At 55.6% G+C, this 22,292-nt stretch carries 23 protein-coding genes and 1 other RNA gene; 10 read left to right on the top strand and 14 right to left on the bottom strand.

The window, feature by feature from the left end:
- Positions 1–79: 79 nt before the first annotated feature.
- Both FHR99_RS03675 and FHR99_RS03680 read right to left on the bottom strand, forming a co-directional pair.
- On the bottom strand, positions 80–1,372 hold the full coding sequence (locus FHR99_RS03675) for an ammonium transporter (RefSeq protein WP_183409189.1): 1,293 nt from the start codon (positions 1,370–1,372) through the stop codon (positions 80–82).
- On the bottom strand, positions 1,305–1,514 hold the full coding sequence (locus FHR99_RS03680) for a hypothetical protein (RefSeq protein ID WP_183409190.1): 210 nt from the start codon (positions 1,512–1,514) through the stop codon (positions 1,305–1,307). The genes FHR99_RS03675 and FHR99_RS03680 overlap by 68 nt, the downstream gene beginning before the upstream one ends.
- A gap of 193 nt (positions 1,515–1,707) precedes the next feature.
- Between FHR99_RS03680 and FHR99_RS03685 the strand changes: the two genes are divergently transcribed.
- The 10 genes from FHR99_RS03685 to FHR99_RS03730 all read left to right on the top strand — a co-directional run bounded on the left by FHR99_RS03685 (position 1,708) and on the right by FHR99_RS03730 (position 12,785).
- On the top strand, positions 1,708–2,622 hold the full coding sequence (locus tag FHR99_RS03685; RefSeq protein ID WP_183409191.1) for an IclR family transcriptional regulator: 915 nt from the start codon (positions 1,708–1,710) through the stop codon (positions 2,620–2,622).
- An 8-nt stretch (positions 2,623–2,630) separates the two neighbouring features.
- Positions 2,631–3,701: an AraC family transcriptional regulator gene (locus tag FHR99_RS03690; RefSeq protein ID WP_183409192.1), complete on the top strand. Its 1,071-nt coding sequence runs from the start codon at positions 2,631–2,633 to the stop codon at positions 3,699–3,701.
- Entirely contained in the window at positions 3,698–4,465 is a 768-nt protein-coding gene (locus FHR99_RS03695) for a TrmH family RNA methyltransferase (RefSeq protein WP_343067364.1), read from the top strand. Before FHR99_RS03690 ends, FHR99_RS03695 begins: the two co-directional genes overlap by 4 nt.
- Before the next feature lie 171 nt (positions 4,466–4,636).
- A complete protein-coding gene (locus FHR99_RS03700) occupies positions 4,637–6,028 on the top strand; it encodes a wax ester/triacylglycerol synthase family O-acyltransferase (RefSeq protein ID WP_183409194.1) in 1,392 nt (463 codons plus the stop codon).
- A gap of 89 nt (positions 6,029–6,117) precedes the next feature.
- Positions 6,118–8,109: an SDR family oxidoreductase gene (locus FHR99_RS03705; protein WP_183409195.1), complete on the top strand. Its 1,992-nt coding sequence runs from the start codon at positions 6,118–6,120 to the stop codon at positions 8,107–8,109.
- 167 nt (positions 8,110–8,276) lie between these two features.
- Positions 8,277–9,368, top strand: coding sequence for a polyamine ABC transporter ATP-binding protein (locus FHR99_RS03710; RefSeq protein WP_183409196.1), 1,092 nt, complete (start codon positions 8,277–8,279; stop codon positions 9,366–9,368).
- A 14-nt stretch (positions 9,369–9,382) separates the two neighbouring features.
- A complete protein-coding gene (locus FHR99_RS03715; RefSeq protein ID WP_183410123.1) occupies positions 9,383–10,267 on the top strand; it encodes an ABC transporter permease in 885 nt (294 codons plus the stop codon).
- A 19-nt stretch (positions 10,268–10,286) separates the two neighbouring features.
- Complete coding sequence (locus tag FHR99_RS03720; protein ID WP_183409197.1) at positions 10,287–11,057, top strand: ABC transporter permease; 771 nt, start codon at positions 10,287–10,289, stop codon at positions 11,055–11,057.
- Between the two features lie 5 nt (positions 11,058–11,062).
- On the top strand, positions 11,063–12,130 hold the full coding sequence (locus FHR99_RS03725; RefSeq protein ID WP_183409198.1) for an ABC transporter substrate-binding protein: 1,068 nt from the start codon (positions 11,063–11,065) through the stop codon (positions 12,128–12,130).
- A 172-nt stretch (positions 12,131–12,302) separates the two neighbouring features.
- On the top strand, positions 12,303–12,785 hold the full coding sequence (locus FHR99_RS03730) for a Ku70/Ku80 C-terminal arm domain-containing protein (protein ID WP_183409199.1): 483 nt from the start codon (positions 12,303–12,305) through the stop codon (positions 12,783–12,785).
- Positions 12,786–12,828: 43 nt separating this feature from the next.
- Here FHR99_RS03730 and FHR99_RS03735 read toward each other — a convergent pair whose 3' ends face one another.
- From FHR99_RS03735 to FHR99_RS03790, 12 genes are all read right to left on the bottom strand, one after another.
- Positions 12,829–14,004, bottom strand: coding sequence for a vWA domain-containing protein (locus FHR99_RS03735; RefSeq protein WP_183409200.1), 1,176 nt, complete (start codon positions 14,002–14,004; stop codon positions 12,829–12,831).
- 6 nt (positions 14,005–14,010) lie between these two features.
- A complete protein-coding gene (locus FHR99_RS03740; RefSeq protein WP_183409201.1) occupies positions 14,011–14,859 on the bottom strand; it encodes an AAA family ATPase in 849 nt (282 codons plus the stop codon).
- Positions 14,860–14,879: 20 nt separating this feature from the next.
- Complete coding sequence (locus FHR99_RS03745; RefSeq protein WP_183409202.1) at positions 14,880–15,275, bottom strand: hypothetical protein; 396 nt, start codon at positions 15,273–15,275, stop codon at positions 14,880–14,882.
- A 67-nt stretch (positions 15,276–15,342) separates the two neighbouring features.
- The gene (locus tag FHR99_RS03750) at positions 15,343–15,783 is read right to left on the bottom strand and encodes a YcgN family cysteine cluster protein (protein WP_183409203.1); all 441 of its coding nucleotides are present in this window, start codon (positions 15,781–15,783) and stop codon (positions 15,343–15,345) included.
- Positions 15,783–16,040, bottom strand: a complete 258-nt coding sequence (locus FHR99_RS03755) for a YcgL domain-containing protein (RefSeq protein ID WP_183409204.1) — start codon at positions 16,038–16,040, stop codon at positions 15,783–15,785. The genes FHR99_RS03750 and FHR99_RS03755 overlap by 1 nt, the downstream gene beginning before the upstream one ends.
- Complete coding sequence (gene rnd / locus FHR99_RS03760) at positions 16,037–17,137, bottom strand: ribonuclease D (RefSeq protein WP_183409205.1); 1,101 nt, start codon at positions 17,135–17,137, stop codon at positions 16,037–16,039. Before rnd ends, FHR99_RS03755 begins: the two co-directional genes overlap by 4 nt.
- Complete coding sequence (gene recR, locus FHR99_RS03765) at positions 17,137–17,739, bottom strand: recombination mediator RecR (RefSeq protein ID WP_183409206.1); 603 nt, start codon at positions 17,737–17,739, stop codon at positions 17,137–17,139. The genes rnd and recR overlap by 1 nt, the downstream gene beginning before the upstream one ends.
- A 28-nt stretch (positions 17,740–17,767) precedes the next feature.
- Complete coding sequence (locus FHR99_RS03770) at positions 17,768–18,079, bottom strand: YbaB/EbfC family nucleoid-associated protein (RefSeq protein ID WP_183409207.1); 312 nt, start codon at positions 18,077–18,079, stop codon at positions 17,768–17,770.
- Positions 18,080–18,095: 16 nt separating this feature from the next.
- The gene (gene dnaX / locus FHR99_RS03775) at positions 18,096–19,838 is read right to left on the bottom strand and encodes a DNA polymerase III subunit gamma/tau (RefSeq protein WP_183409208.1); all 1,743 of its coding nucleotides are present in this window, start codon (positions 19,836–19,838) and stop codon (positions 18,096–18,098) included.
- Positions 19,839–19,947: 109 nt separating this feature from the next.
- An RNA gene (ffs, locus tag FHR99_RS03780) (signal recognition particle sRNA small type) lies at positions 19,948–20,044 on the bottom strand.
- A 97-nt stretch (positions 20,045–20,141) separates the two neighbouring features.
- Positions 20,142–20,732 carry a DUF4136 domain-containing protein gene (locus FHR99_RS03785; RefSeq protein WP_183409209.1) on the bottom strand — a complete coding sequence of 197 codons (591 nt, stop codon included), beginning with the start codon at positions 20,730–20,732 and terminating at the stop codon, positions 20,142–20,144.
- A gap of 118 nt (positions 20,733–20,850) precedes the next feature.
- Entirely contained in the window at positions 20,851–22,167 is a 1,317-nt protein-coding gene (locus FHR99_RS03790) for a DegQ family serine endoprotease (protein WP_183410125.1), read from the bottom strand.
- Positions 22,168–22,292 lie beyond the last annotated feature (125 nt).

Here is a 22,292-nt window from a genome sequence, read left to right on the forward strand (position 1 = left end):
GCGCAAGTATACCACGCAATCTCACCCCCAAAATAAAAACGCCCGGCAAGTGCCGGGCGTTTCAGAGGTCGATGGCGAGTTAGATATCGTAACCGGATTCGTTGTGGCCGACGATGTCCAGCCCCTCGGTTTCCTCTTCCGGGCTAACCCGCAAACCGCAGATCAACTGCACCACTTTCAACAGAACAAAGGTGACGATTGCGGTGTATACAAAGGTAGCGCCGATGCCGATCAACTGCACGCCAACCTGTGAAGACATGGTCATGCCCTCGGCGTAGCCTTGGCCACTGAACAGACCGAGCTGATCACTGGCAAAGATACCCGCCATAAAGGTACCCAGAATACCGCCGACACCGTGCACCGGAAATACGTCCAGCGAGTCGTCAATCTTCAAAACCTGCTTGATCGTCATGGTCGCGTAGAAACAGATCACACCCGCGCTGATACCAATCACCAACGCACCGGCAGGGCCAACAAAGCCAGAAGCCGGTGTAATGGTACCCAAACCAGCCACCATACCGGTTACCGCGCCCAGCGCACTGGGCTTGCCGAAGCGAATCCATTCAATGGTTAACCAGGTGAAGGCGCCCGCCGCAGCAGACAGATGCGTAACCAGCATAGCCATCGCCGCATCGCCATTGGCCGCCAAGGCACTACCTGCGTTAAAACCAAACCAACCGACCCACAGCATGCCAGCACCGGTCATGGTCATGGTCAGGTTATGGGGAGGCATAGCCGTAGTCGGAAAACCATTGCGATTACCCAGCACAAGCGCTGCCACCAGTGCCGCCACGCCGGCAGTAACGTGCACCACGGTGCCGCCGGCAAAATCCAGCAGGCCCATTTCCGCGAGCCAGCCTCCGCCCCACACCCAGTGTGTCACCGGCGCGTAGACAACCAGCAGCCACAGTGCGGAGAACAACACCACGGCAGAAAAGCGCATCCGCTCAGCGAAACCACCGACAATCAGCGCCGGCGTAATGATCGCGAAGGTCATCTGGAACATGACGAAAAGGGTTTCGGGGATGTCGCCTGAAAGCGTGTCTTCGCCCACCCCGACCAAAAAGGCCCTCGCACTCAGGCTACCCATGAAGGCATTACCCTCAGTAAAGGCAATGCTGTAACCCACAACAAACCACAGTACCGACGCCACGCAGGCGATGGTGAAACACTGCATTAGCACGCTTAGCACGTTCTTGCTGCGCACCAAGCCACCGTAAAACAGTGCCAGCCCCGGCAGGGTCATAAAAAGTACCAGCGCAGTCGACGTCAAAATCCAGCCGGTATTGGCTCCATTCAACTCGTCAGCCGCTGCCGCGGTCGTCAACATCAGGCCAGCAGCCGCCAGCCCCCAGTGTTTGAGTGTTTTCATAAATCTCCCCAGATTTCGCACCATAACAGTGCTGAAATTCATTAAATCCCCACATCAGTGCACTACGCACCATTGTGGTTCGCGCCACCGCACCGAATTGAGGATAGACTGCTTTCAGCATTTCCTCACGAATATCAGACATCCGCAGGCATCAGCGAGGAATATCGCCCAATAATCGACCATCTGATCGGTGCTATGCGCCAGACTGGAGCAATAAGCGTGCCATTTAAGTGCAAGTGGGTGTAATAAAGCCCCAAACTCAATTACAGCAAATTCATTTGTACCACTGTGCAGCGTGGTTTAAATTTTTATCCCGACAGAGGTAAGCACAACTTATGGCGTTATTTTCTAAACCCACAGCTCGCGCACTGGCCATCCTCGATCTGCTAACCGCCAATCCACAGGATGCGTTTGGCTTGACTGACATCACCCGCAAACTGGGCCTGAACAAAGCCACCTGCCACGCCATACTCACCACCATGGCCCACTACGGTTTTCTGGTTCAGGATCCGCGCAGCAAAGCCTATCGCCTAGGGCCCAATATTGTGGCGGCAGGGAATGCTGCGTTTGCCCTGTTTCCGGTGCTGGAATACGCCCGCCCCGAGCTGGAGAGTCTTGCCCAGCGACTGAATATGGGCTGTGGCGCCGCCGGCCGCAGCGGTCGCAATCTGGTACTACTCGCTCACTACGGTCATTCCAATCCCGCCCAATCGCCCTATCAGCTGGGTATGCGCCTGCCCTTCATGGCGCCACTCGGCGCCAGCTTCATTGCCTGGTCACCCGCACGGCAGCTCGAACAATGGCTGCAGACTGGCGAGCAGCAACTGGGGGAAGCGCTTGACGACAAGCTTGACCAGCAACTGCGCATCTCGGTCATCGCCATTCGCGCACGAGGTTTTGAGGTCACCCTGAAAACCGAAGCCGAAGAGACTCTGTTTGATGACCTCACCCAACTGCGAGGCACCTGGGATATCGAAACGCTTGAGCAGGTCACGAGTAAATACCAAAAAGCCCTGCTGCAATCCCACTACCACCTGGACCGAATCGATCCCGGCAGCCGCTACCCCGTGTGCAACATTACCGTCCCGGTATTCGGTTATGATCAACTGCCCGAATTGATGTTCTCGACCGGCTCCATTAATCGCGATCTCAGTGGCAAGGAAATACTGGAGATTGCCGAACAGCTTAAAGCGGCCGCCGAAAGAGCCCGACTCGCTGCGGCCCGTGCCTACAACCGAACGCAGACCTGAGCCCAGCAATGGCAAGCGCAGAAAACCGCGACACCATGCCGGTCAAGGCTTTCCGCTCCCTGCTGCGGGTCGTGGCGAACCACGGTTATCAGGTAACAGACGTACTGTCAGACCTGGGGCTCGAAGACTACAACCTGCTCAACGCCAGTCCCGTCGACATCGACAACGTCCCAACTCGGGTATACAGCCGCCTCTACCGCCACCTCATGATCCTGCTTCAGGACGAAGCCTTTGGTATGATGACGCCCAATCGGGCCCCACCCGGCACCTTTCGAATGATGTGCCTGTTCATTCTCGGCTGTAAAACCCTGCGGCAGGGGATCATTCGCAACGCGGAGTTTCTGGATTACTGCGATCAGTTCCGCAGTGCCGGCAATCGCCGCATCCCGCTGACAGAAGATCATGAGAGTGGCCGCTGTCTGATTAGATTTAACCCCCCGAATAGCGAAGAGGCCAATGACGGTCACGCCTCGAAGGCCTCTACCCTCTATATGATGTGGCGCCTGTTCAGCTGGTTTACCGGCCACCCATTGACGCCGCTGGAGGTGCACTTTGTCAGCACGGACGAACGCCTGTGTCAGGAGTATGAAACGCTGTTTGGTGCCAGCGTACGTACCGACATGGACGATTACGCCCTGGTTCTACCGATCAATCTACTGGATATCCCTCTGGTTCAGACAGAAAGCACTCTGCAGAGTTTTCTGCGATCCGCCCCCTACCCCTTGATCAGCCGCAGCGATCCCCATGACAATGACGCTTGGCAGGAGAAGGTCAAAGCCATCTTCGCCCGCCACCCCGGCAGCGAAGTGCCCTCGGCCCAACGCATTGCCGAACACTTGAACATGTCAGTACGCACCCTGCACCGCCACCTTCAGAAAGAAGGCACGAGCTACCAGACACTGAAGGATGAATTTCGCAAGGAAACCGCACTGGCCTATATGAAACGGCGCGAACTCAAGATCAATACCATCGCCCTGCTGATGGGCTTTCAGGACAGCAGCGCGTTTCATCGCTCATTTAAGAAATGGACTGGCCAGTCTCCGGGTCAGTACCGCCGCCAACTGGACAGCCAAACGTGACGCAACAGGATTCCGAGCAATACCGGGCCCGCAAACAGTTTTACGAGCAGATGCTCACCGTCTATGGACGCAAACCGGTACTTGAAGCTTTGCAGGACGAAAACCTCCCCGCCTATCGCCTTCATCTCGCAGACAGCAACCGCAAAGACGGAATTATTCGCGATATCCAGGCGCTGGCAGATAAACGCAACATCGAAACCCAGTTTCACAGCCGCGAAGCGCTGGCGCGGATATCTCGCAACGGCAAGCAGGATCAGGGCGTGGCGTTGGATTTGCAGCTACCGGGCTATCGCGATATTAAGACTCTCTCCGAACCTCTACCTGGCGACTGCCGGCTACTGGCACTGGATCGCATTACCAACCCCCAGAACCTGGGAATGATTGTTCGCAGCATAGCCGCTAGTGGCATAACCGGACTGTTACTGCCAAAAACGGGCTGTGCCAGCCTGGGCCCTCTGGTAATTAAGGCAAGCGCCGGCACACTGTTCAAAGCGCCGATCTACCACTGCCAGGAACTGCCGGATACGCTATCGACGCTGAAGGCGCGAGGTTGTCGCGTGGCAACACTGTCTTCTCACGCCAGTCACTCACTGCTGGAATGGCAACCCGAAGGACCGACCGTCTACGTGCTTGGCAATGAAACCGAGGGCGTTTCCAGAAAAGTCAGTCAGCTAAGTGATGTCAGTCTGGCCATCCCTATGCATAACGGTGTGGAATCGCTTAATGTAGCAGTGACCGCCGCCTTGATCGCGTTCAAGCACTGACCTGAAAGCTCGCCAGACTCGGTCTATACTGGTTGAGATGCAAAGGCATATTAACTCAGATAATAATGTTTATAAGTTCATTGATTTGGAGAATAAGGAACAGGCACTCTAGACTCTCGCTAAAGGAAGTCCGCCGTAAGTCGTTATCGATACAGAAAAACCGGGGGTAGTATGAGCAAGCTGTCCATGATGGACCTGGCATTTTTTTTAACCGAAACCGAGGCCAGCCCAAAACATGTGGGCGGCCTGATGATTTTCCGCAAGCCCAAAAACGAGGGGCCAGATTTCGTCAAAAATCTGCACGCCGAACTGCTGAATACCGCCGACCAAGTCAAACCTCCCTTTAATCAGGTCATTCATTTTCCTAAATTGGGGCGACCGGAATGGCGCCTCGCCGAAAACTTCTCACTGCACGATCATATTTTCTACCGGGAGCTGCCGGCCCCCGGCAACCGCCGTGTACTGAACCGCCTCGCCGGTGAGCTGCACACGCCAAAGATGGATCGCAGCAGGCCCATGTGGGAATTTTATTTGCTGGACGGCATGGACGGTGACCGCTTTGCGGTTTACTCACGCCTGCATCACGCCTATGCCGACGGGGTCACTATTACGCGATGGACCATTCGCAGCCTGTCGGAATCGGCGCGTCCCAAAAAGTTAACCCCTGTCTGGTCAGTGCCGAGCGATCGCGAACATCGCGACCGGGAACGCCCTTCCGTCACCAGCATCGTTCGCACGCTGTTCAGCAAGTCGCGAGATCAGCTAAAGATGATCGCTGGCTTGTCCAAACTCAGCACTCAATTGGTGCTGGAGCAGGTCAATCTCACTAAAAACGCCGTCGCGGTCCCCTTTAAACTAAGTCATAAAACCGTACTGACGGGGCAGGTATCGGCCGGTCGGCAAGTGTCCACCGCAACGGTGCCGATGGAACGGGTTAATCGCCTGCGCAAGATCACTCGCTCCACACTGAATCACGTAGCCCTGAGCTGTATCGACGGTGCGCTGCATCGCTACCTTGAGGAATGCGGCACCGATCTGGAAGAACCCATCACGATTCAAATGCCGGTCAACCTGCGCGCCGAGGGTGAAGCTGAGGGCGGCAACCGCATCGGGATTGTGCTGGTCGATCTGGCGCGCAAGACTAACGACCCGTACGAGCGCCTGCGCGAAATCGGCTTCACCCTGCGTAATGTGCGCTATCAGGTGGACGGTGTTGCACCCTCGTCGGTTATTGCCTACACCCTGACACTCGGCGTATTCGCCCAGCTGGCAGAACTGTTAAAACTGAGTGATGTACTGCCGCCGCTTGGCAACACTCTAGTATCTAACGTGCCGGGGCCGCGCAATACGCTGTATATGGCGGGAGCACGGCTCGAAGAGAGCTATCCGGTGAGCGCATTGACTCCGGGCAATCATATGAACATCACGCTGTACAGTTACGATAAACATCTGCATTTCGGTCTGGTTGCTTCCCATGCCCTACCCAATCTGGACAAATTGGGCGGATACATCCACGATGCTTTTATCGAGCTTGAGCAAGCAGTCGACCTCACTAACGCATAACAACGGAATCTAGACAACACGAACACTAAGTCCCTTATCGAAAACAACACCTAGAAAAACTGATAATTCGTATTATTGAGGAGCAAGGCATGAACTACTTCGTGACAGGCGGAACCGGATTCATTGGCCGCTTTCTGATCCAAAACCTCTGCAAGCGTGACGGCACTATCTATGTGTTAGTTCGAAAAAGCTCCCGCCATAAAATACAAACACTGATCGAACAGTGTGGTGTGGACAAAGACAAAATTGTTGCGGTTAACGGCGATCTTTCGAAAAAGCGTCTGGGGGTTTCACCCAAGGACATGAAAGCCCTCACCGGCAACATCGATCACTTTTATCACCTCGGCGCCATCTACGATCTGAAAGCCGATGCCGCCAGTCAGGAAGTTGCCAATGTTGAAGGCACCCGCAATGCAGTAGCCTGTGCAGAACAAATGCAGGCCAAATGCTTCCATCTGGCCAGTTCAATCGCAGCCGCCGGCATGTACCGCGGCACCTTCCGCGAAGACATGTTCGAGGAAGCCGAAGGACTCTCTCACCCCTACTTCCGCACCAAACATGTGAGTGAAGGCATTGTTCGCAAGGAGTGCTCCATTCCCTGGCGCGTGTATCGCCCGTCAATGGTAGTCGGTCATTCTCAGACCGGTGAAATGGACAAGATTGATGGACCTTATTACTTCTTCAAGGTACTCCAGAAATTCCGTCGCATGCTGCCACCCTGGGTTTCTCTGATCGGGGTTGAAGGCGGCCAAATGAACATTGTGCCGGTAGATTATGTTGCCGATGCCATCGACTACATCTCTCACAAACCCAAGCTCGACAATACCTGCTTCCACCTGACCGACCCGAACTCAAAACGGGTGGGCGAAGTGCTCAATATTTTTGCCGAAGCTGGTCACGCACCGCGCATGGCCCTGCGCATCGACACCCGCATGTTTGCCTTTATCCCGGAAGGCATCCGCTCCATGCTCGGCAACTTACCCCCCATCAAGCGCATTATTCAGGCGGTCTTGGGTGACTTCGGCATTCCTGCCGATGCCCTCAAATTTGCCAACATGCAAACTCGCTACGATACCCGCGAGACTGAGCGCGCGCTGAAAGGCAGTGGTATAAGCGTGCCCTCACTGGAAAGCTACGCGCCAGCGATCTGGGATTACTGGGAGCGTAAACTCGATCCAGATCTGTTTAAGGACCGCACCCTCAAGGGGAACGTTGCCGGCAAGGTTGTGGTTATTACTGGCGCCTCTTCCGGTATCGGTAAAGCCGCCGCCCTGCAGCTGGCCGAAGCCGGCGCTCAGGTTGTACTGGTTGCCCGCAGCATCGAAAAACTGGAAGAAACCCAGAAAGAGATTAAAGAAATGGGGGGCACCTCATTCGCCTATCCCTGCGACGTCTCCGACATGGAATCCTGCGACAAGCTGGTGGAAACCGTCCTCAAAAATCACGGCCACGTGGATGTGTTGATTAACAACGCCGGCCGCTCGATCCGCCGCTCACTGGAACTGACCTTCGATCGATTCCATGACTTCGAGCGCACCATGCAGCTCAACTACTTTGGTGCCATCCGTCTGGTGATGGGCTTTGCGCCCTCCATGCTGGAGCGTCGCCAGGGGCACGTCATCAATATTTCATCGATCGCCGTTATCGTTGGCACCTCGCCCCGATTCTCGGCCTACGCGGCCTCCAAATCTGCACTGGATGCCTTCTCTCGCAGCGCGGCGGCGGAATTTTCGGATCGCAATATTGCCTTCACCACGATCAATATGCCCTTGGTACGCACCCCGATGATCGGCCCGACCTCGATCTATCAAGCCGTGCCGACCCTGACACCGGAAGAAGCCGCCAACATGATCGGCGAGGCCATTGTGAAACGACCCAAGCGTATCGCCACGCCACTGGGCATTACCATGCAGGTGCTCAACGCCATCATGCCGAAGGCGACCGAGATCATTATGAATATGGTTTTCAAAACCTTCCCGGACTCTGCTGCGGCCCAGGGCAGCGATACCGAAGGTTCCAAAACCGAGCCCTCCTCAGAGCAGGTGGCACTGGCCGCCGTCCTCAAGGGCATTCACGTCTGACCCTCTTGGCCGCCCTCGGGCGGCCATTCCCTCCTTACCGACTAGAAACCTTTCGACTAAGCCCGCAAAAATATTTTGCCAAGGGTATTGACGCCGGGCACACTTAGCCCGACATTAGCGCCGTTTTTACCACCCCCCGGTTTTGGCCACAGGAGAGTCTGCCAGGCGTGTTGGAAATCGTTAACGTATCACGCCGGTTCGGCGACTTTCAGGCACTGAACGAGGTCAGCCTTCAGGTACAGGCAGGGGAGTTCTTTACCTTGTTGGGGCCTTCGGGCTGCGGCAAAACCACCCTGCTGCGTTCCATTGCGGGTTTTGACACACCGGATAGTGGCGACATCCTCCTCGATGGCAAATCCCTGCTGGCCCTGCCGCCGGAAAAGCGGCCGGTGCACACCGTCTTTCAGAGCTACGCCCTGTTCCCGCATATGACGGTAGCTGACAATATCGCTTTTCCGCTGCGCATGAGTGGCGTCGGCAAGGCCGAGATTGAGCGCCGCGTTGCCGATGTCCTTGAGGACGTGCGCCTGCCCGACAAGGCCAAACATTTCCCGGAAGAATTGTCCGGCGGTCAACGCCAGCGCATTGCTATTGCCCGCGCACTGGTCAATCGCCCTCGCCTTCTCTTGCTCGATGAGCCGCTATCGGCACTCGACGCAAAGCTACGCGAACAAATGCAGATTGAATTGATCAACCTGCAGAAGGAAGTCGGCATTACCTTCGTTTACGTGACTCACGATCAGGGCGAGGCGCTGGCCCTGTCCCATCGCATTGCGGTCATGAACAAGGGTGAGGTCAGCCAGATCGACGAGCCATCCCTGCTGTACAGCAGTCCGAAAAACCGCTTTGTCGCGGACTTCATCGGCCAGTGCAATCTGCTGGATGGTAAGGTCGTAAGCTGTGACGGGGCAACTACCCGAATCACAATCGATGGTCTCGGTGAACTCGCCGTGCAAAGCAATCCGAACATCCCGTTCAATGTCGGCGATGATTGCGCACTGACTTTGCGCCCGGAAAAGATTCGTCTGGCGAAAAGTGTTGCGCCCGAAAGCGACGAAGTCCACTTTCCAGGAACCGTTCACGACATGCTGTATCTGGGTGATGTAACGGTTTATATCATCGAGGTTAAGCGCGATGGCCATCCGGTACTGATCGAAGCCCTGCTCGCCAACAGCGCTCCGGGGCGCGCTCGCCTGCTCGATACCGGCGATGCCGTCGAAATCTGCTGGCCGCGTGACGCCGGCCATCTGGTTCGCTGACCGTGAAGCTCACGATGAAAAACGGTGCCAAGGCCCTGCTGACCCTGCCGCCGGCCGTATACCTCTTTCTGTTTTTTGCGGTACCCGGCCTGCTGATGCTGCTGGCCTCATTTCGCTTCCCCGGCGACTACGGTGGTCTGGCTCCTTGGTATTACGTGGAAGACGGCGCGATAACCTTCGACCTGACACTGGAGAACTGGGCGCGCCTGTTTGAAACCACGCTCTACCTGCAGCTGCTACTCAAATCCCTGCTGTTTGCCGTTCTGACAACGGCTATCTGCGCTTTACTCGCCTACCCGCTGGCGCTGACCATTGCCGCCAGCCCGAAAAAGCATCGCGATTTGCTGATCTTGATGGTCATCCTGCCGTTCTGGAGTAATTTTCTGGTGCGCATCTATGCCTGGATGATTATCTTCAGTCCGCAGGGCGCGCTGACCGAAGGCCTCAATCACATCACCGGCTTACTCGGTCTGGAACCCGTCAATCTGATGTTTAGCAGCGTGGCAGTTATCACCTGCCTGGTCTACGTCCACCTGCCCTTCATGGTGCTACCGCTGTACGCCAATCTGGAAAAACACGATCCGGCCTTGCTCGACGCGGCACAGGACCTTGGTGCAACCCGCGCCCAGCGCTTCTGGAAGGTTACCTGGCCGCTTAGCCTGCCCGGCCTATACGCCGGCGCCGTGCTGGTGTTTATTCCAACGCTGGGCATTTTCGCCATACCCGACTTGTTAGGCGGCACCAACGGCATCATGATCGGTAATGTGATCAAGCAACAATTTGTGGAAAGCCGCGACTGGCCCTTCGGCAGTGTGCTGTCGTTGGTACTGACCGGTATTACCCTGGTACTGGTAGTTCTCGCCGGTCGCCTTGGGCGCACTCCGGGAGCCCTCACATGATGGCGCAGGAGATTTGGGCATGAGGCGTCGCAACCCCTTGGTTACCAGCGCTGCCGTCGGCGTTTACGCCTTCCTCTACATTCCGCTGATTGTGGTAGCGATCTTTTCGTTTAACGATTCGCGCCTCAATGCGGAGTGGGTCGGCTTTACCATGAAATGGTATCGCCAGCTGATCGAGAATGATGCCATGCTGCAGGCCGCCGCCAATTCGTTGATTATTGCAAGCTGTGCCGCTATTGCCGCTGGCGTTCTCGGCACACTGGCTGGCGTTGCCCTGCACCGTTTTCGCCAGAAATGGCTGACGGCACTGGTGCTCGGCCCGGTCGCCATGCCCGACATCCTGATCGGTGTCAGCCTGCTGCTAACCTTTATGCTGATGAATATCAGCCTTGGCATGATGTCGATCATTCTGGCGCACGTCACCTTCTGTATTGGCTTTGTCGCCATGGCGGTACAGTCCCGGATGGCCGGCATGGACGACAGTTTGCTGGAGGCCGCCCGCGATCTCGGCGCAAGCCAATGGCAGAGTTTTCGCCTGATTACCCTGCCCCTGCTGATGCCTGGGATCGTGGCGGGCATGATGATGGCGTTCACGCTGTCGATTGATGACTTTGTCGTGACCTTTTTCACTGCCGGCGTCGGCAGCTCTACCTTGCCGCTGGAGATTTACTCCATGGTCAAGATTGCTGTCACTCCGGAAGTTAACGCGGTATCAACCCTGCTGATGTTGCTGACGCTGATATTGATTACCGCCCTGTCGCGTTTTTCACCGCAATCCCTTCGGAGCTGAAAGCCATGAAGAAACTTGTCACCGCTGTGGTTTTGAGTCTGACCGCGCTGGTCTCACCTGCGCAGGCCCAGAAAACGCTAAACCTGTTTAACTGGAACGACTATATTGCAGACGAAACCGTTGCCCGGTTCGAGCAGCAATGTGACTGCAAGGTTGTGCAGGACTATTTTTCTTCCACAGAAGAAATGATGGCCAAACTGCTCGCCGGCGGCGGTGATTATGATGTGGTCATTCCCACCCAGAACGCGGTTGAAGCACTGATCAAGCAAGGCTTTCTGATGCCGCTGGATAAAAGCAAACTGGGAAATGTAAAAAACATGGGCCCGGGCTTTATGAATCGCAGCTACGATCCAGGCAATCAGTACAGCCTGCCTTATGCATTCACCACAACCCTTATTGGCTACAACGAAAACAAGCTGCAGGAATTGGGCATTGATCCGAGTGACTGGCGCGTGATCTTTGACCCCACGATACTGGCCAAAATCAAAGGCAAGGTGACCGTCATGGATGACTCGGAAGAACTGATAGCGGCCGCGCTTAAATATCTTGGTTACTCGGTGAATGACACTAACGAGCAACACCTCAAGGAAGCCCAAGCCGTTATTCTCAAAGCCAAACCTTTCTGGGCCGCGTTTAATTCCTCAAGCTATATCAAGGAACTGACCGTCGGTAATATCTGGGTTGCCCACGGCTACTCCAGTGACATGTTTCAGGCACGTAGCGACGCCCAGGAAGCCGGTCGCCCGTTTACCGTTGGCTTTGTTCTGCCCAAACAGGGGGCGGTCTTGGCTCTGGATAACATGGTGATACCGAAAAAGGCCCGCAGCCCGGAACTGGCCCATCAGTTTATTAATTTCATGATGGCGCCGGAAAATGCCGCCGAGCTCACCAACATCGTTGGAACCGGCAACCCGAACGCCGAAGCCAAGCGCCTTATCGAGCCTGAAATTCTCGCCATCAATGCAATTTTCCCCAGCGAAGAACAGCTCAAAACCCTGGAAACCATCAGCGCAAGAAATTCTAAAGAGCGCCGCTTCACCAGTCGTCTGTGGACGGAAATCAAAGTTCGCTGATTCCAAGCATTTAGTTCTAGCCTTAACGTAAATATCGCACACCTGCCGGTGTGCGATTTCGCATTTTCGTATTTCACCCAGTATAGCTGTGGCAAATTACCGCCATCCGATTTGAGATCGCCCCGCCGTCGATTTACTTTCTCCTCAAGCCAACTTAACAAGGAGAAACACCATGAAGCGCACTCAACATTTCTTGATCGCTGCCGGTTTCACGCTGTTTTCTTCAGCCGCACTCGCAGTCGAATGTAACGCGCCCGAGTTGCCGAATGTTCCCGACGGCGATTCCGCCACACAGTCACAGATGGAACAGGCTAAAGCTGAGGTAAAAGACTTCGCTCAGGAAAGCGAAAACTATTTGAGCTGCTTGCAAGACAAAGCGGCCGATGCGACCGCGGATGAACGACGCGAGATCGCGCAGATGTACGACGCCATGCTGCGCAAAATGAATGAGGCTTCAGCCGAGATGCAGGATGCGGCTCACGACTTTCAGGAGCGCGTGGCCGACAACATGCAAAAGGCTGACGCCGCCACGCAGGATGAGCAAGACGCCATTGCTGAAGTGTATAGGGACATGATGGATACACTGCGCACAGCCTCTAACGAGGTGAAAGAAGCCTGGCAGGATTATCAGCAGGACACTGAAGAAGCCGAGTAAAACCAGCAGGCTGTCTCCGCCCGGAGACAGCCTTTTGTATTTCTTATTTGGCCAAATAGGCCATCGCATCTTCCAGCCCTTTCAGCGTCAGCGGGTACATATGCCCCTCCATCTGCTTGTAGGCCAGATCAATGGACTGGGTCCAACCCCATTCGTCCTGAGGCACCGGGTTAATCCAAGCGACCTTGTCGTAAGTTGATTTAACGCGATCAACCCAGACCTCACCGGCTTCGTCATTCCAGTGCTCAACACTGCCACCCGGCTGCAGAATTTCGTAGGGTGACATGGACGCATCCCCGACGAAGATCACTTTATAATCCGCGCTGTACTTGTGCAGGATATCCAGCGTCGGCGTGCGCTCTGCGTGACGGCGAATATTGTTTTTCCAGACTGACTCGTACAGGTAGTTATGGAAGTAAAAATATTCCATATGCTTGAACTCTGTGCGAGCTGCAGAAAACAACTCTTCGCAGGTTTTTACGTAAGGGTCCATCGAACCACCCACGTCGAAAAACAACAGCACTTTTACCGCATTGTGGCGCTCGGGCACCATCTTGATGTCCAGTAGGCCGGCATTGCGTGCGGTAGAGGTGATGGTGTCATCGAGATCCAGCTCATCGGCAGCACCGGTGCGGGCAAACTTGCGCAGCCTTCTCAGCGCTATTTTGATATTGCGCGTGCCCAGCTCAACACTGTCGTCGAGGTTTTTGAAATCCCGCTTTTCCCAAACCTTAACCGCTTTTTTGTTTTTGCTCTCTCCGCCAACGCGAATCCCTTCCGGGTGATAACCGCTGTGACCAAAGGGTGAGGTGCCACCGGTTCCGATCCACTTGTTACCGCCTTCGTGACGCTCCTTTTGCTCCTCCAGACGCTTTTTGAATTCCTCAATCAGCTTGTCTAGCCCGCCGAGAGATTCAATTTTCGCCTTCTCTTCTTCGGTCAGCTGCTTAAGAAACTCGGTGCGCAACCAGTCATCCGGAATCATCGCCTCGATAACATCGTCCAGCGTTTCCAGATCACGAAAATAGCGCCCAAAGGCCAAGTCAAAACGATCGTAGTACTTTTCGTCCTTGACCATACAAATACGCGCGAGGTGGTAGAACTCGTCGATGTCGGCAAACACCAGGCGTGCCTTCAAGGCCGAAATCAGATCCAGCAATTCACGGATACTGACCGGTACTCCGGATTCCTTGAGCGTATAGAAAAAGCTGACAAGCATAAGCGGTTAACCACGGCTCTCGCGACGGTGCATGAAGGCCAGGCGCTCCAGCAGGTGAACGTCCTGCTCGTTTTTCAGCAGCGCGCCATACAAGGGCGGGATCGCCTTGCTGCCATCGCGGTTCTTGAGAATTTCATCTGGCACGTCATCGGCCATCAGGAGTTTCAGCCAGTCAATCAGCTCGGAGGTTGAAGGTTTTTTCTTCAGGCCAGGAATGCTGCGCACATCAAAAAAGACTTCCAGCGCCTCATTGACCAGTGTTTGCTTCGCATCCGGGTGGTGAACCGCCACAATTTTCTGCATGGTTTCCCGGTCAGGGAAATTAATGAAGTGGAAGAAACAGCGACGCAGGAAGGCGTCGGGCAGTTCTTTTTCATTGTTACTGGTGATAATAATGATGGGGCGATGCTTGGCTTTCACCGTCTCGCCGGTTTCATAGACGTGAAACTCCATCTTGTCGAGTTCGACCAGCAGGTCATTGGGGAATTCGATATCGGCCTTGTCGATCTCGTCGATCAGCAGCACGACCTGCTCATCCGCATCAAAAGCTTCCCAGAGTTTGCCGCGTTTGATGTAGTTGCTGATATCGTGCACCTTGTCGTCACCCAGCTGGGAATCACGCAGGCGCGATACCGCGTCGTATTCATAGAGCCCCTGCTGCGCCTTGGTGGTGGACTTGATGTGCCACTGCAGCAGTTTTTTACCGAGGCCCTTGGCGACCTCTTCCGCCAGCATCGTTTTACCCGTGCCGGGCTCACCCTTGATCAGCAGCGGGCGCTGCAGCGCAACTGCAGAGTTAACCGCCAGACGAAGATCGTCTGTAGCGACGTAATTTTCAGTTCCTTCAAACTTCATAGTTTTGTCCTTTCACTCACTTATTCAGGTTGCGGCGTGCGCTCAGCGTCGCCGCTGTCATTCAGTGTTGGCGCTTGGCGTTGCTCGCTTTCATAAGCGCGACCGCGCTGCCGATTGGAAATAAACCAGCCAGCGACCAGCGCCAGCATAAAGGCGCCGAGACAGGCACCGCCCAGGATGTTCATGGCTTCGATGGCTTCCTGGGTGTTACCAACAAAGGCACCCAGCGATACAACCACCAGCGCGGGCACCAGAATCTCGTTGCTGCTTTCATGCACCACCGGCAACAACAGCAGAGTAATGGCCACAAAGCGAATTGCGGTGCGTGCGTAGGTATTACCGATCACGCGGGTCCACAGCCAACCAATGGCAATCAGAACCAAACAGGCGCCTAGGTAAGCACCCCAAGCAGTCATATATTCTTGCCGTTCGATTAAGCCTTCCATATTTACCAATCAGATCCTTAATTCACCCAGTGAATCTTTAATTTACCCAGTGAACAATGTGCTCTTCCAGACCATCCGGGTGTACATGACGCTCGCTGACACAGAGCCCCATAATCGAATGCCCTTCTTCGTGAACCCGGTTGCGGTCACCGCATACCAGATGGTGCCACTCCGGTAATCCACGACCGTCCTGCAGCCGTCGATAGGAACAGCTCTCGGGCAACCACTGCAGATCATCTACGTCATTTGGCGTCAGTTTGACGCAGGTGGGCTCTTTTTCGAGGCGCTCAGCGTAATGGCTACACTGGCAGGTTTCAACATCCAGCCACTGGCAAGCCACCCGTGTGTAGTAGATATCGCCCGTATCCTCATCTTCCAGCTTGTGCAGACAGCACTTGCCACAACCGTCGCAGAGTGACTCCCACTCGGTCGCAGTCATGTCAGACAAGGCTTTGGTTTCCCAGAATTTTTCCACCATCAACTCCGGGCTGATGCGTCCGGGACCGGCGGCATCTGCAGGTAAAACCCCTGATCGGCAATCGACTCGAGGACTTTCGGTGCTTCCGCCCGGGCCAACTTGCGTTCCGGGGTCAACACCAGGGTCATGGCTAGCTCAGGAGCGCCGAACTGCTTTAGCAGAGGCTCCGGCACCCGCTCCAGCCCCTCACTCTTCTCGACATAAAGGTACATGCCCTCTTTTTTGGGGCTGCGATAGATACTGACGATGACCTTCATGCTTCTCGGCTTCCAAATAATGCGTGTAGAGTGTCGGCCAGCAATTCACTGCGCCAGCCGCGATAATCCGCGGGTAGTCCCTGCTGCCGGACGGTTTCTTCCAGCAGCTTCTTACTCATGATGACGTCGCGGGATATCCCCAGCGTTTCACTGAGTTTGTCGACCTGCTGACGCAGGGATTTCATCTGATCCCGCCCTTCACCGGCCGGGGGCGGTAACAATAGCTCGTTCTGAGTCAGCGGCGGCACATCCTCAATCGCCTCACAGATCGCATCCCCGAAGCGTCGAACGATCGACGGGGTAATATCCTTCAGTCGCGACAGGTCAGACGAACTCTGAGGCTGGCGCCGCACGACATCCACGCACAGGGCATCTTTCAGAATGCGTCCGCGCGGCACATCCCGCTCACGGGCTTCGGTTTCCCGCCAGGTGCAAAGGGCCTTCAGCCGAGCCTGTTCGGACGCCGACAGTTTCCAACCGGACTTTACCCGCTGATAGTACTGCTCGGGCGCAAGCGGCTGCGCCGAGTTGACCTGACGCTCGCCCTCTTCTTGCCACCAGCCGAAACGACCGCTTTCTTCAAGTATCGACTGCAGTTTCCGGTATACCGGCAACAGGTGAACCACATCCAGAGCTGCATAAAGGCACTGGGAATCACTCAGGGGGCGTTGCAACCAATTGGATCGGGTTTCGCCCTTGTCCACTTCGATATCCAGCAACTCGGCCACCAACCGCTGGTAGCCCATGCCGCTATCCAGACTGGCAAGCGCTGCGCCGACCTGAGTATCCAGTAATGGCCGGGGCACAACACCGAACAAGCGCTGAAACACTTCAAAGTCTTCACTGACCGAATGCATGACCTTGACCGGCGAAGCGCAGGTCAGCAGTTGCTGAAGAGCTTGCCAGTCACTGATGGCCAGAGGGTCAACGAGATAGACCGCCTCGCCATCTGACAACTGCAACAGCGCCGGAATCGGATAGAACGTATCCGTTCGCATGAACTCGGTATCGAGAGCCAGCACCTCTGCCTGCGCCAGCTGCTGGCACATGGTCTCTAGAACCGCATCGCTGTCTATATACTGGTAATCGACGCTCATCACTCAACGACCCTGCGACCGCTCAGCGCATGGGCCAGCGTACCGCTGTCGACATATTCCAGCTCACCCCCCAGCGGCACGCCGTGGGCAATGCGGGACACCTTGACCCCCATTTGCCGCAACTGTTCGGTGATGTAGTAGGCGGTCGCCTCGCCTTCCACCGTGGGATTGGTCGCCAGAATCAATTCACTGATCTGAAGGGACTGGGCGCGCTCGATCAGTCGGTCGATACCGATATCCTCGGGACCGATACCATCTATCGGAGACAGGTGTCCCATCAGCACAAAATATTGACCGTTGTAGCCGCCAGCCTGCTCGAAAGCGATCACATCCGCCGGGGACTCCACCACGCAGAGGGTGGTTTTGTCTCGCTTTTCACTGGCGCATAGATGGCAGACCGCCTGCTCGGTAAGACAGCGACAGTGTTGGCAGTGGCCGATATGCCCGACCGCTTTCTCCAGAGCCGCACTCAAGGCCAGTGCACCCTCTCGCTTGTGCTGCAGCAGGTTGAAGGCCATACGCTGGGCCGATTTGCGCCCCACCCCCTGCAACACCCGCAGAGCATCAATCAATTCTTCAATCAGAGGGCTGTAGTGACTCATTCAAGCGCGACTCATTAATTCGAAAGGCTTACTGAAACGGAAAACCGCCGGGCACGCCGGAAAACATTTTTCCAAGCGCACTTTTGTTACTCTCCTCCACCCGGCGAACCGCATCGTTGACCGCAGCGGCCAGCAGATCCTCAAGCAGACTTTTGTCTTCACTCAACAGGCTTTCATCAAGCTGCACCGCACGCACGGAATGACGCCCGTTCATAGTGACCTTGACCATGCCGGCCCCCGATTCGCCGACCACTTCCTGCTTGGCCAGATCTTCCTGGGCCTTTTGCATCTGCTCCTGCATTTTGCCGGCTTGCTTCATTAAATCATTCAGGTCTTTCATGACGCTTCCTCAATATTTATTTGTCGCTGGCAGGACGAATACTGTTTTCGTCTACCGTTGCCTGAAATTCTTGCATCAGCCGAAGCACGTGCGGATCTTCACGAATCAGCATTTTTAGCTGATCCAGATTTTCCTGCTCTCGTCTCAACTGATATTCCGCAGGGGTTTCCTGCTCGACTTCCTCAACCTGATTTACCGTCAGCGACAAGTCGTGCTCAAAATACGCCTGCAAGGCTTTTTCAAAGCGCTCGATGTGCGTGTCATTCAGAAGATGCGCATTGCTTTGCGCAATCGAGAACATCAATTTGCTGCCCTGCACGGAGTCCAATACACAGTGCGAACAGATGGAACGAAGTAAACCCGCCAAGCCAAAATCATCAAATCGTTCGCGCCATAACAGAGGCGTCAGATCTGACAGTCCAACGACCGCACTGTGCGCCACACCCGCCGGCTTTATAACACTCTGTTCTGACCCGGGGGAAACGCCCGACGGCTCCGAAACCTGCTCGGGCTCAGGGGGCGCAGCTTGGGGCTGGCTTGCAACGCTTTGGGGCTGAGGTTTATTCTGCTGCTGCGACACGGGCGCAGCCTGTGCGGCTTCAGCCTGCGTCGCCGAGGGCTTTTTTGCCGGGGTACCGGCACCACCCGGGGCCGCTGCAGGTAGCTGGTGAACGCCGGCCGGTTTGAAAGCCAGCATGCGCAACAGAATCATTTCCAGGCCACTGCGCGCATCGGGCGCCAGCGGCAAATCCCGCCGCCCGGACAGTCCGACCTGATAGAAAAACTGCACATCTTCCGGGGCAATCGCGCCAGCCATCTCGATGACCGTCGCACTATCCGGCAGCGTCTTATCAACCGCATCCGGCACCGCCTGAGCGATAGCAATTCTGTGCAGCAGCGATAACAGCTCACCGAGCACGGCCGCAAAATCCACACCCTGCTCTGACTGGCGTGCAATAACGTCTAACAGTTCGGGCGCATTGCCCTCGGCAAGACACCGAGCCAAATCTGCCACGGCTGTGTGATCGATCGTGCCGAGCATGGACTCGACATCGGCGGCATTGAGCTTGCCGCCACCAAACGCAATCGCCTGATCGGTAAGGCTCAGCGCATCCCGCATACTACCCTGCGCAGACCGCGCTAACTGCCACAATGCCGCCTCGTCAAAGCCGATCATCTCCTGCCCGAGAATATGGGTCAGATGCTCGACGATCTTCTCCGGCGTCATATTTTTCAGGCTGAACTGCAGACAGCGCGACAGGATAGTGGCCGGAATCTTCTGAGGGTCAGTTGTCGCCAGCAGGAATTTTACGTGAGGTGGCGGCTCTTCCAGGGTCTTCAGCAGTGCATTAAAACTGTGGGTGGACAGCATGTGCACTTCGTCTATCAAATAAACCTTGTAGCGCCCGCGGGTGGGTGTGTACTGGACGTTTTCAAGCAGTTCGCGGGTATCATCTACCTTGGTTTTCGACGCCGCATCTACTTCAATAAGGTCAACAAAGCGCCCCTCACCGATAGACACACAGGCATCGCAGGTACCGCAGGGTTCCGAGCTGACACCGGTCTCACAGTTGAGGCACTTGGCGAGAATGCGTGCAATGGTGGTTTTCCCGACACCGCGTGTGCCGGTAAACAAATAGGCATGGTGCAATCGATCGTGGTCAAGCGCATTGACCAGCGCCTTCAGAACATGAGCCTGCCCGGCCAGCTCACGAAAGCTTTTTGGCCGCCATTTTCGCGCAAGAACCTGATAACTCATGGTTTTCCTGTGGACGTGAAATCAAGCGGTCTAGGATACACCAGCGCGGCCGTGACTTGAACTTGCGGCTAGGCGGAGACTGGCTAAAAAGAAGAGGTTTGGGTGGCGGCCCAACCAGCCACACCCCGGCACACGAGTCGACGGCTACCGTTGCTCCCTTCCGGGCCTGGCGGGGTTTACCATCTATCGTTGCGAGGGGACCGGATGGGCCACCATAACGAGCGACAGACCCTGTCTGCCGCGGCGCGGTATTGTCTGTTATCTGCTAATGAGATTCAACCGCTAATGGCCGGGTTTATCCGCTTAATGCGTTTGATTGCCCGGCGGAAAGTGACTGAGCGTGTCACCCACGGTTTCCACAATAAACAGTCGGCGCTCTTCCGGCGTCTCCAGCTGCGGAATGCGTCGCTCCGAAATACCGCGCCACACCAGCTTGCGGGTGTCCGGAGAGATCATATCAATAAGGAGCCGGCCTTCATGATATTCGGTCTGCCAATGATCGTGGTTGATGCCTCCCGGATAGTAGGCGTGGCCATTGCTATCACAGTAGCGATTGAAACAGGGGTAGTAGCCAAAGTGGTCATGGAAATCATAGGTTTCCACCCTTTCGGTGATTCCCATATGAAAGGTAACCAGTAGATCCGGGCTGGCGCTAGGCTCTACCTTACGATAACCGCGCGCCGCCATCTGATCATCAATTGCCTTGCGCAGGCGGTCACGCATCAGATCATTGCGCCGGGCGGCAGGATCGGGCTCTTCCGCTGAGCCACTATCCAGCCAAGCGTAGCGTTTAACCGAAGCAAAGGGAAAGTCGGTATCGTAGTCGGTTGCGACCGGGGCGCCGGCGCAGGCCGTCAGCACTATCGTGAGCGCGAGAACCAACATCTTACCCATGGTGGCCACCTCTCTTGATGAATCTATCAACACAATACGCCCGCCAAATGAACAACGGCTTAACCCCGAGGGCCAAGCCGTTCACACTTTGCGCACAACTAGCGCATGAAGTACCGAATTACTGCAGCACAATGTAGAGGGCTGCCCTGCCCCGCTTCACCTGCAATAACAGCCGTTTATCGGAGCCCTTGGCTGCCTTACGCAGTTCGGCAATGGTTTTCACCCGCTGTTTGTTGGCAGAGACAATTATATCGCCAGGACGCAGTCCGGAGCGCGCAGCCGCGGTACCCTGCTCAATCTCGGACACGAGCACGCCGTCCTTGTCATCGGCCTCTTGCAGTGAGGCGCCCTCGAGGAATCTGTGCACAGCTTCGTCCTTGCCGGCGACCAGTTTCGAAGGCTCACCAATCTTGGACTTGATCGTGCGCTGCTTACCGTCGCGAACAATCGTCAGCGTCAGCGTATCGCCGATCTTTCTCACACCGACGGCATTGCGCAGCTGAGCGGAGCTGAGAATATCCTTGCCATCAACGGCCACAACCACATCACCCGCTTCGAGCCCGGCTTTATCTGCAGCAGTGCCAGGCTGCACTTCTGCAATCAGCGCGCCCCGCTGACCGTTATCGATACCAAATGCATCAGCCAGCTCTGGTGTCAGGTCCTGAATAATTACGCCTAACTGACCGCGCTTAACCTCGCCATGTTCAAGGATCTGGGAAATACTGGCATTCGCCATATTGGTGGGAATCGCAAAGCCAATGCCGACGTTGCCGCCTGCGGGCGCAATAATGGCTGTATTGATACCGATCAACTCGCCCTGAAGATTTACCAGCGCCCCGCCAGAGTTGCCGGGGTTAATCGAGGCATCAGTCTGGATGAAATTCTCATAACCCTCGATACCTAACCCCGTGCGACCCAGTGCACTGACAATACCGGTAGTGACCGTTTGGCCCAAACCAAAGGGGTTGCCAATCGCCACGACAAAGTCACCGACTCTCAGTTTCTCTGAATCGGAAATCGGAACCTCACGCAGATTTTTGGCGTCGATCTTCAAGACTGCAATATCGACATCAGGGTCGGAACCAATCAGTTCAGCAGTGTAGCTGCGACCGTCTTCCAGAGCGACCGTGATTTCGTCGGCTCCATCAATGACGTGGTGATTGGTGACTACGGTACCGTTCTTGGCGTCGATGATGACTCCCGACCCAGCACTGGTTGTACGCCGCTTTCTCTCGGGCATTTGCTGCTCAGGCATATTGAAGAAGCGGCGGAAAAACGGATCGCGCAACAGGGGGTTCTGCTGCACGGTGCGGGTGGTATAGGTGGAAATATTAACGACCGCCGGGTTAACCTTTTCCAGCATGGGGGCCAGGCTGGGCAACGGTTTGTCGTCGCCGTCGGTCAGGGGCCACGCGGCATGCACCGCGCTACTCATGAAGACTGTCAGTGCCGTTAACAGCACCAGGGACCAAAGATTTAACTGACTGCTAAATTGCCTCACAAAGCATCTCCATTATTAGCTAGTGCTGTTTAGAGCAGCAATCTCGAGAAATTCTCCCA

Origin of the sequence: Litorivivens lipolytica (genome assembly GCF_014191715.1) — a bacterium.
Lineage (GTDB): Bacteria > Pseudomonadota > Gammaproteobacteria > Pseudomonadales > Spongiibacteraceae > Litorivivens > Litorivivens lipolytica.

What these genes read in the sequence shown, in the direction of transcription:
- FHR99_RS03675 (WP_183409189.1), bottom strand. Translation starts at nt 1,372, where the DNA reads ATGAAAACACTCAAACACTGGGGGCTGGCGGCTGCTGGCCTGATGTTG.
- FHR99_RS03680 (WP_183409190.1), bottom strand. Translation starts at nt 1,514, where the DNA reads ATGTCTGATATTCGTGAGGAAATGCTGAAAGCAGTCTATCCTCAATTC.
- FHR99_RS03685 (WP_183409191.1), top strand. Translation starts at nt 1,708, where the DNA reads ATGGCGTTATTTTCTAAACCCACAGCTCGCGCACTGGCCATCCTCGAT.
- FHR99_RS03690 (WP_183409192.1), top strand. Translation starts at nt 2,631, where the DNA reads ATGGCAAGCGCAGAAAACCGCGACACCATGCCGGTCAAGGCTTTCCGC.
- FHR99_RS03700 (WP_183409194.1), top strand. Translation starts at nt 4,637, where the DNA reads ATGAGCAAGCTGTCCATGATGGACCTGGCATTTTTTTTAACCGAAACC.
- FHR99_RS03705 (WP_183409195.1), top strand. Translation starts at nt 6,118, where the DNA reads ATGAACTACTTCGTGACAGGCGGAACCGGATTCATTGGCCGCTTTCTG.
- FHR99_RS03715 (WP_183410123.1), top strand. Translation starts at nt 9,383, where the DNA reads ATGAAAAACGGTGCCAAGGCCCTGCTGACCCTGCCGCCGGCCGTATAC.
- FHR99_RS03720 (WP_183409197.1), top strand. Translation starts at nt 10,287, where the DNA reads ATGAGGCGTCGCAACCCCTTGGTTACCAGCGCTGCCGTCGGCGTTTAC.
- FHR99_RS03725 (WP_183409198.1), top strand. Translation starts at nt 11,063, where the DNA reads ATGAAGAAACTTGTCACCGCTGTGGTTTTGAGTCTGACCGCGCTGGTC.
- FHR99_RS03730 (WP_183409199.1), top strand. Translation starts at nt 12,303, where the DNA reads ATGAAGCGCACTCAACATTTCTTGATCGCTGCCGGTTTCACGCTGTTT.
- FHR99_RS03735 (WP_183409200.1), bottom strand. Translation starts at nt 14,004, where the DNA reads ATGCTTGTCAGCTTTTTCTATACGCTCAAGGAATCCGGAGTACCGGTC.
- FHR99_RS03740 (WP_183409201.1), bottom strand. Translation starts at nt 14,859, where the DNA reads ATGAAGTTTGAAGGAACTGAAAATTACGTCGCTACAGACGATCTTCGT.
- FHR99_RS03745 (WP_183409202.1), bottom strand. Translation starts at nt 15,275, where the DNA reads ATGACTGCTTGGGGTGCTTACCTAGGCGCCTGTTTGGTTCTGATTGCC.
- FHR99_RS03750 (WP_183409203.1), bottom strand. Translation starts at nt 15,783, where the DNA reads ATGGTGGAAAAATTCTGGGAAACCAAAGCCTTGTCTGACATGACTGCG.
- FHR99_RS03755 (WP_183409204.1), bottom strand. Translation starts at nt 16,040, where the DNA reads ATGAAGGTCATCGTCAGTATCTATCGCAGCCCCAAAAAAGAGGGCATG.
- rnd (WP_183409205.1), bottom strand. Translation starts at nt 17,137, where the DNA reads ATGAGCGTCGATTACCAGTATATAGACAGCGATGCGGTTCTAGAGACC.
- recR (WP_183409206.1), bottom strand. Translation starts at nt 17,739, where the DNA reads ATGAGTCACTACAGCCCTCTGATTGAAGAATTGATTGATGCTCTGCGG.
- FHR99_RS03770 (WP_183409207.1), bottom strand. Translation starts at nt 18,079, where the DNA reads ATGAAAGACCTGAATGATTTAATGAAGCAAGCCGGCAAAATGCAGGAG.
- dnaX (WP_183409208.1), bottom strand. Translation starts at nt 19,838, where the DNA reads ATGAGTTATCAGGTTCTTGCGCGAAAATGGCGGCCAAAAAGCTTTCGT.
- FHR99_RS03785 (WP_183409209.1), bottom strand. Translation starts at nt 20,732, where the DNA reads ATGGGTAAGATGTTGGTTCTCGCGCTCACGATAGTGCTGACGGCCTGC.
- FHR99_RS03790 (WP_183410125.1), bottom strand. Translation starts at nt 22,167, where the DNA reads ATGAGTAGCGCGGTGCATGCCGCGTGGCCCCTGACCGACGGCGACGAC.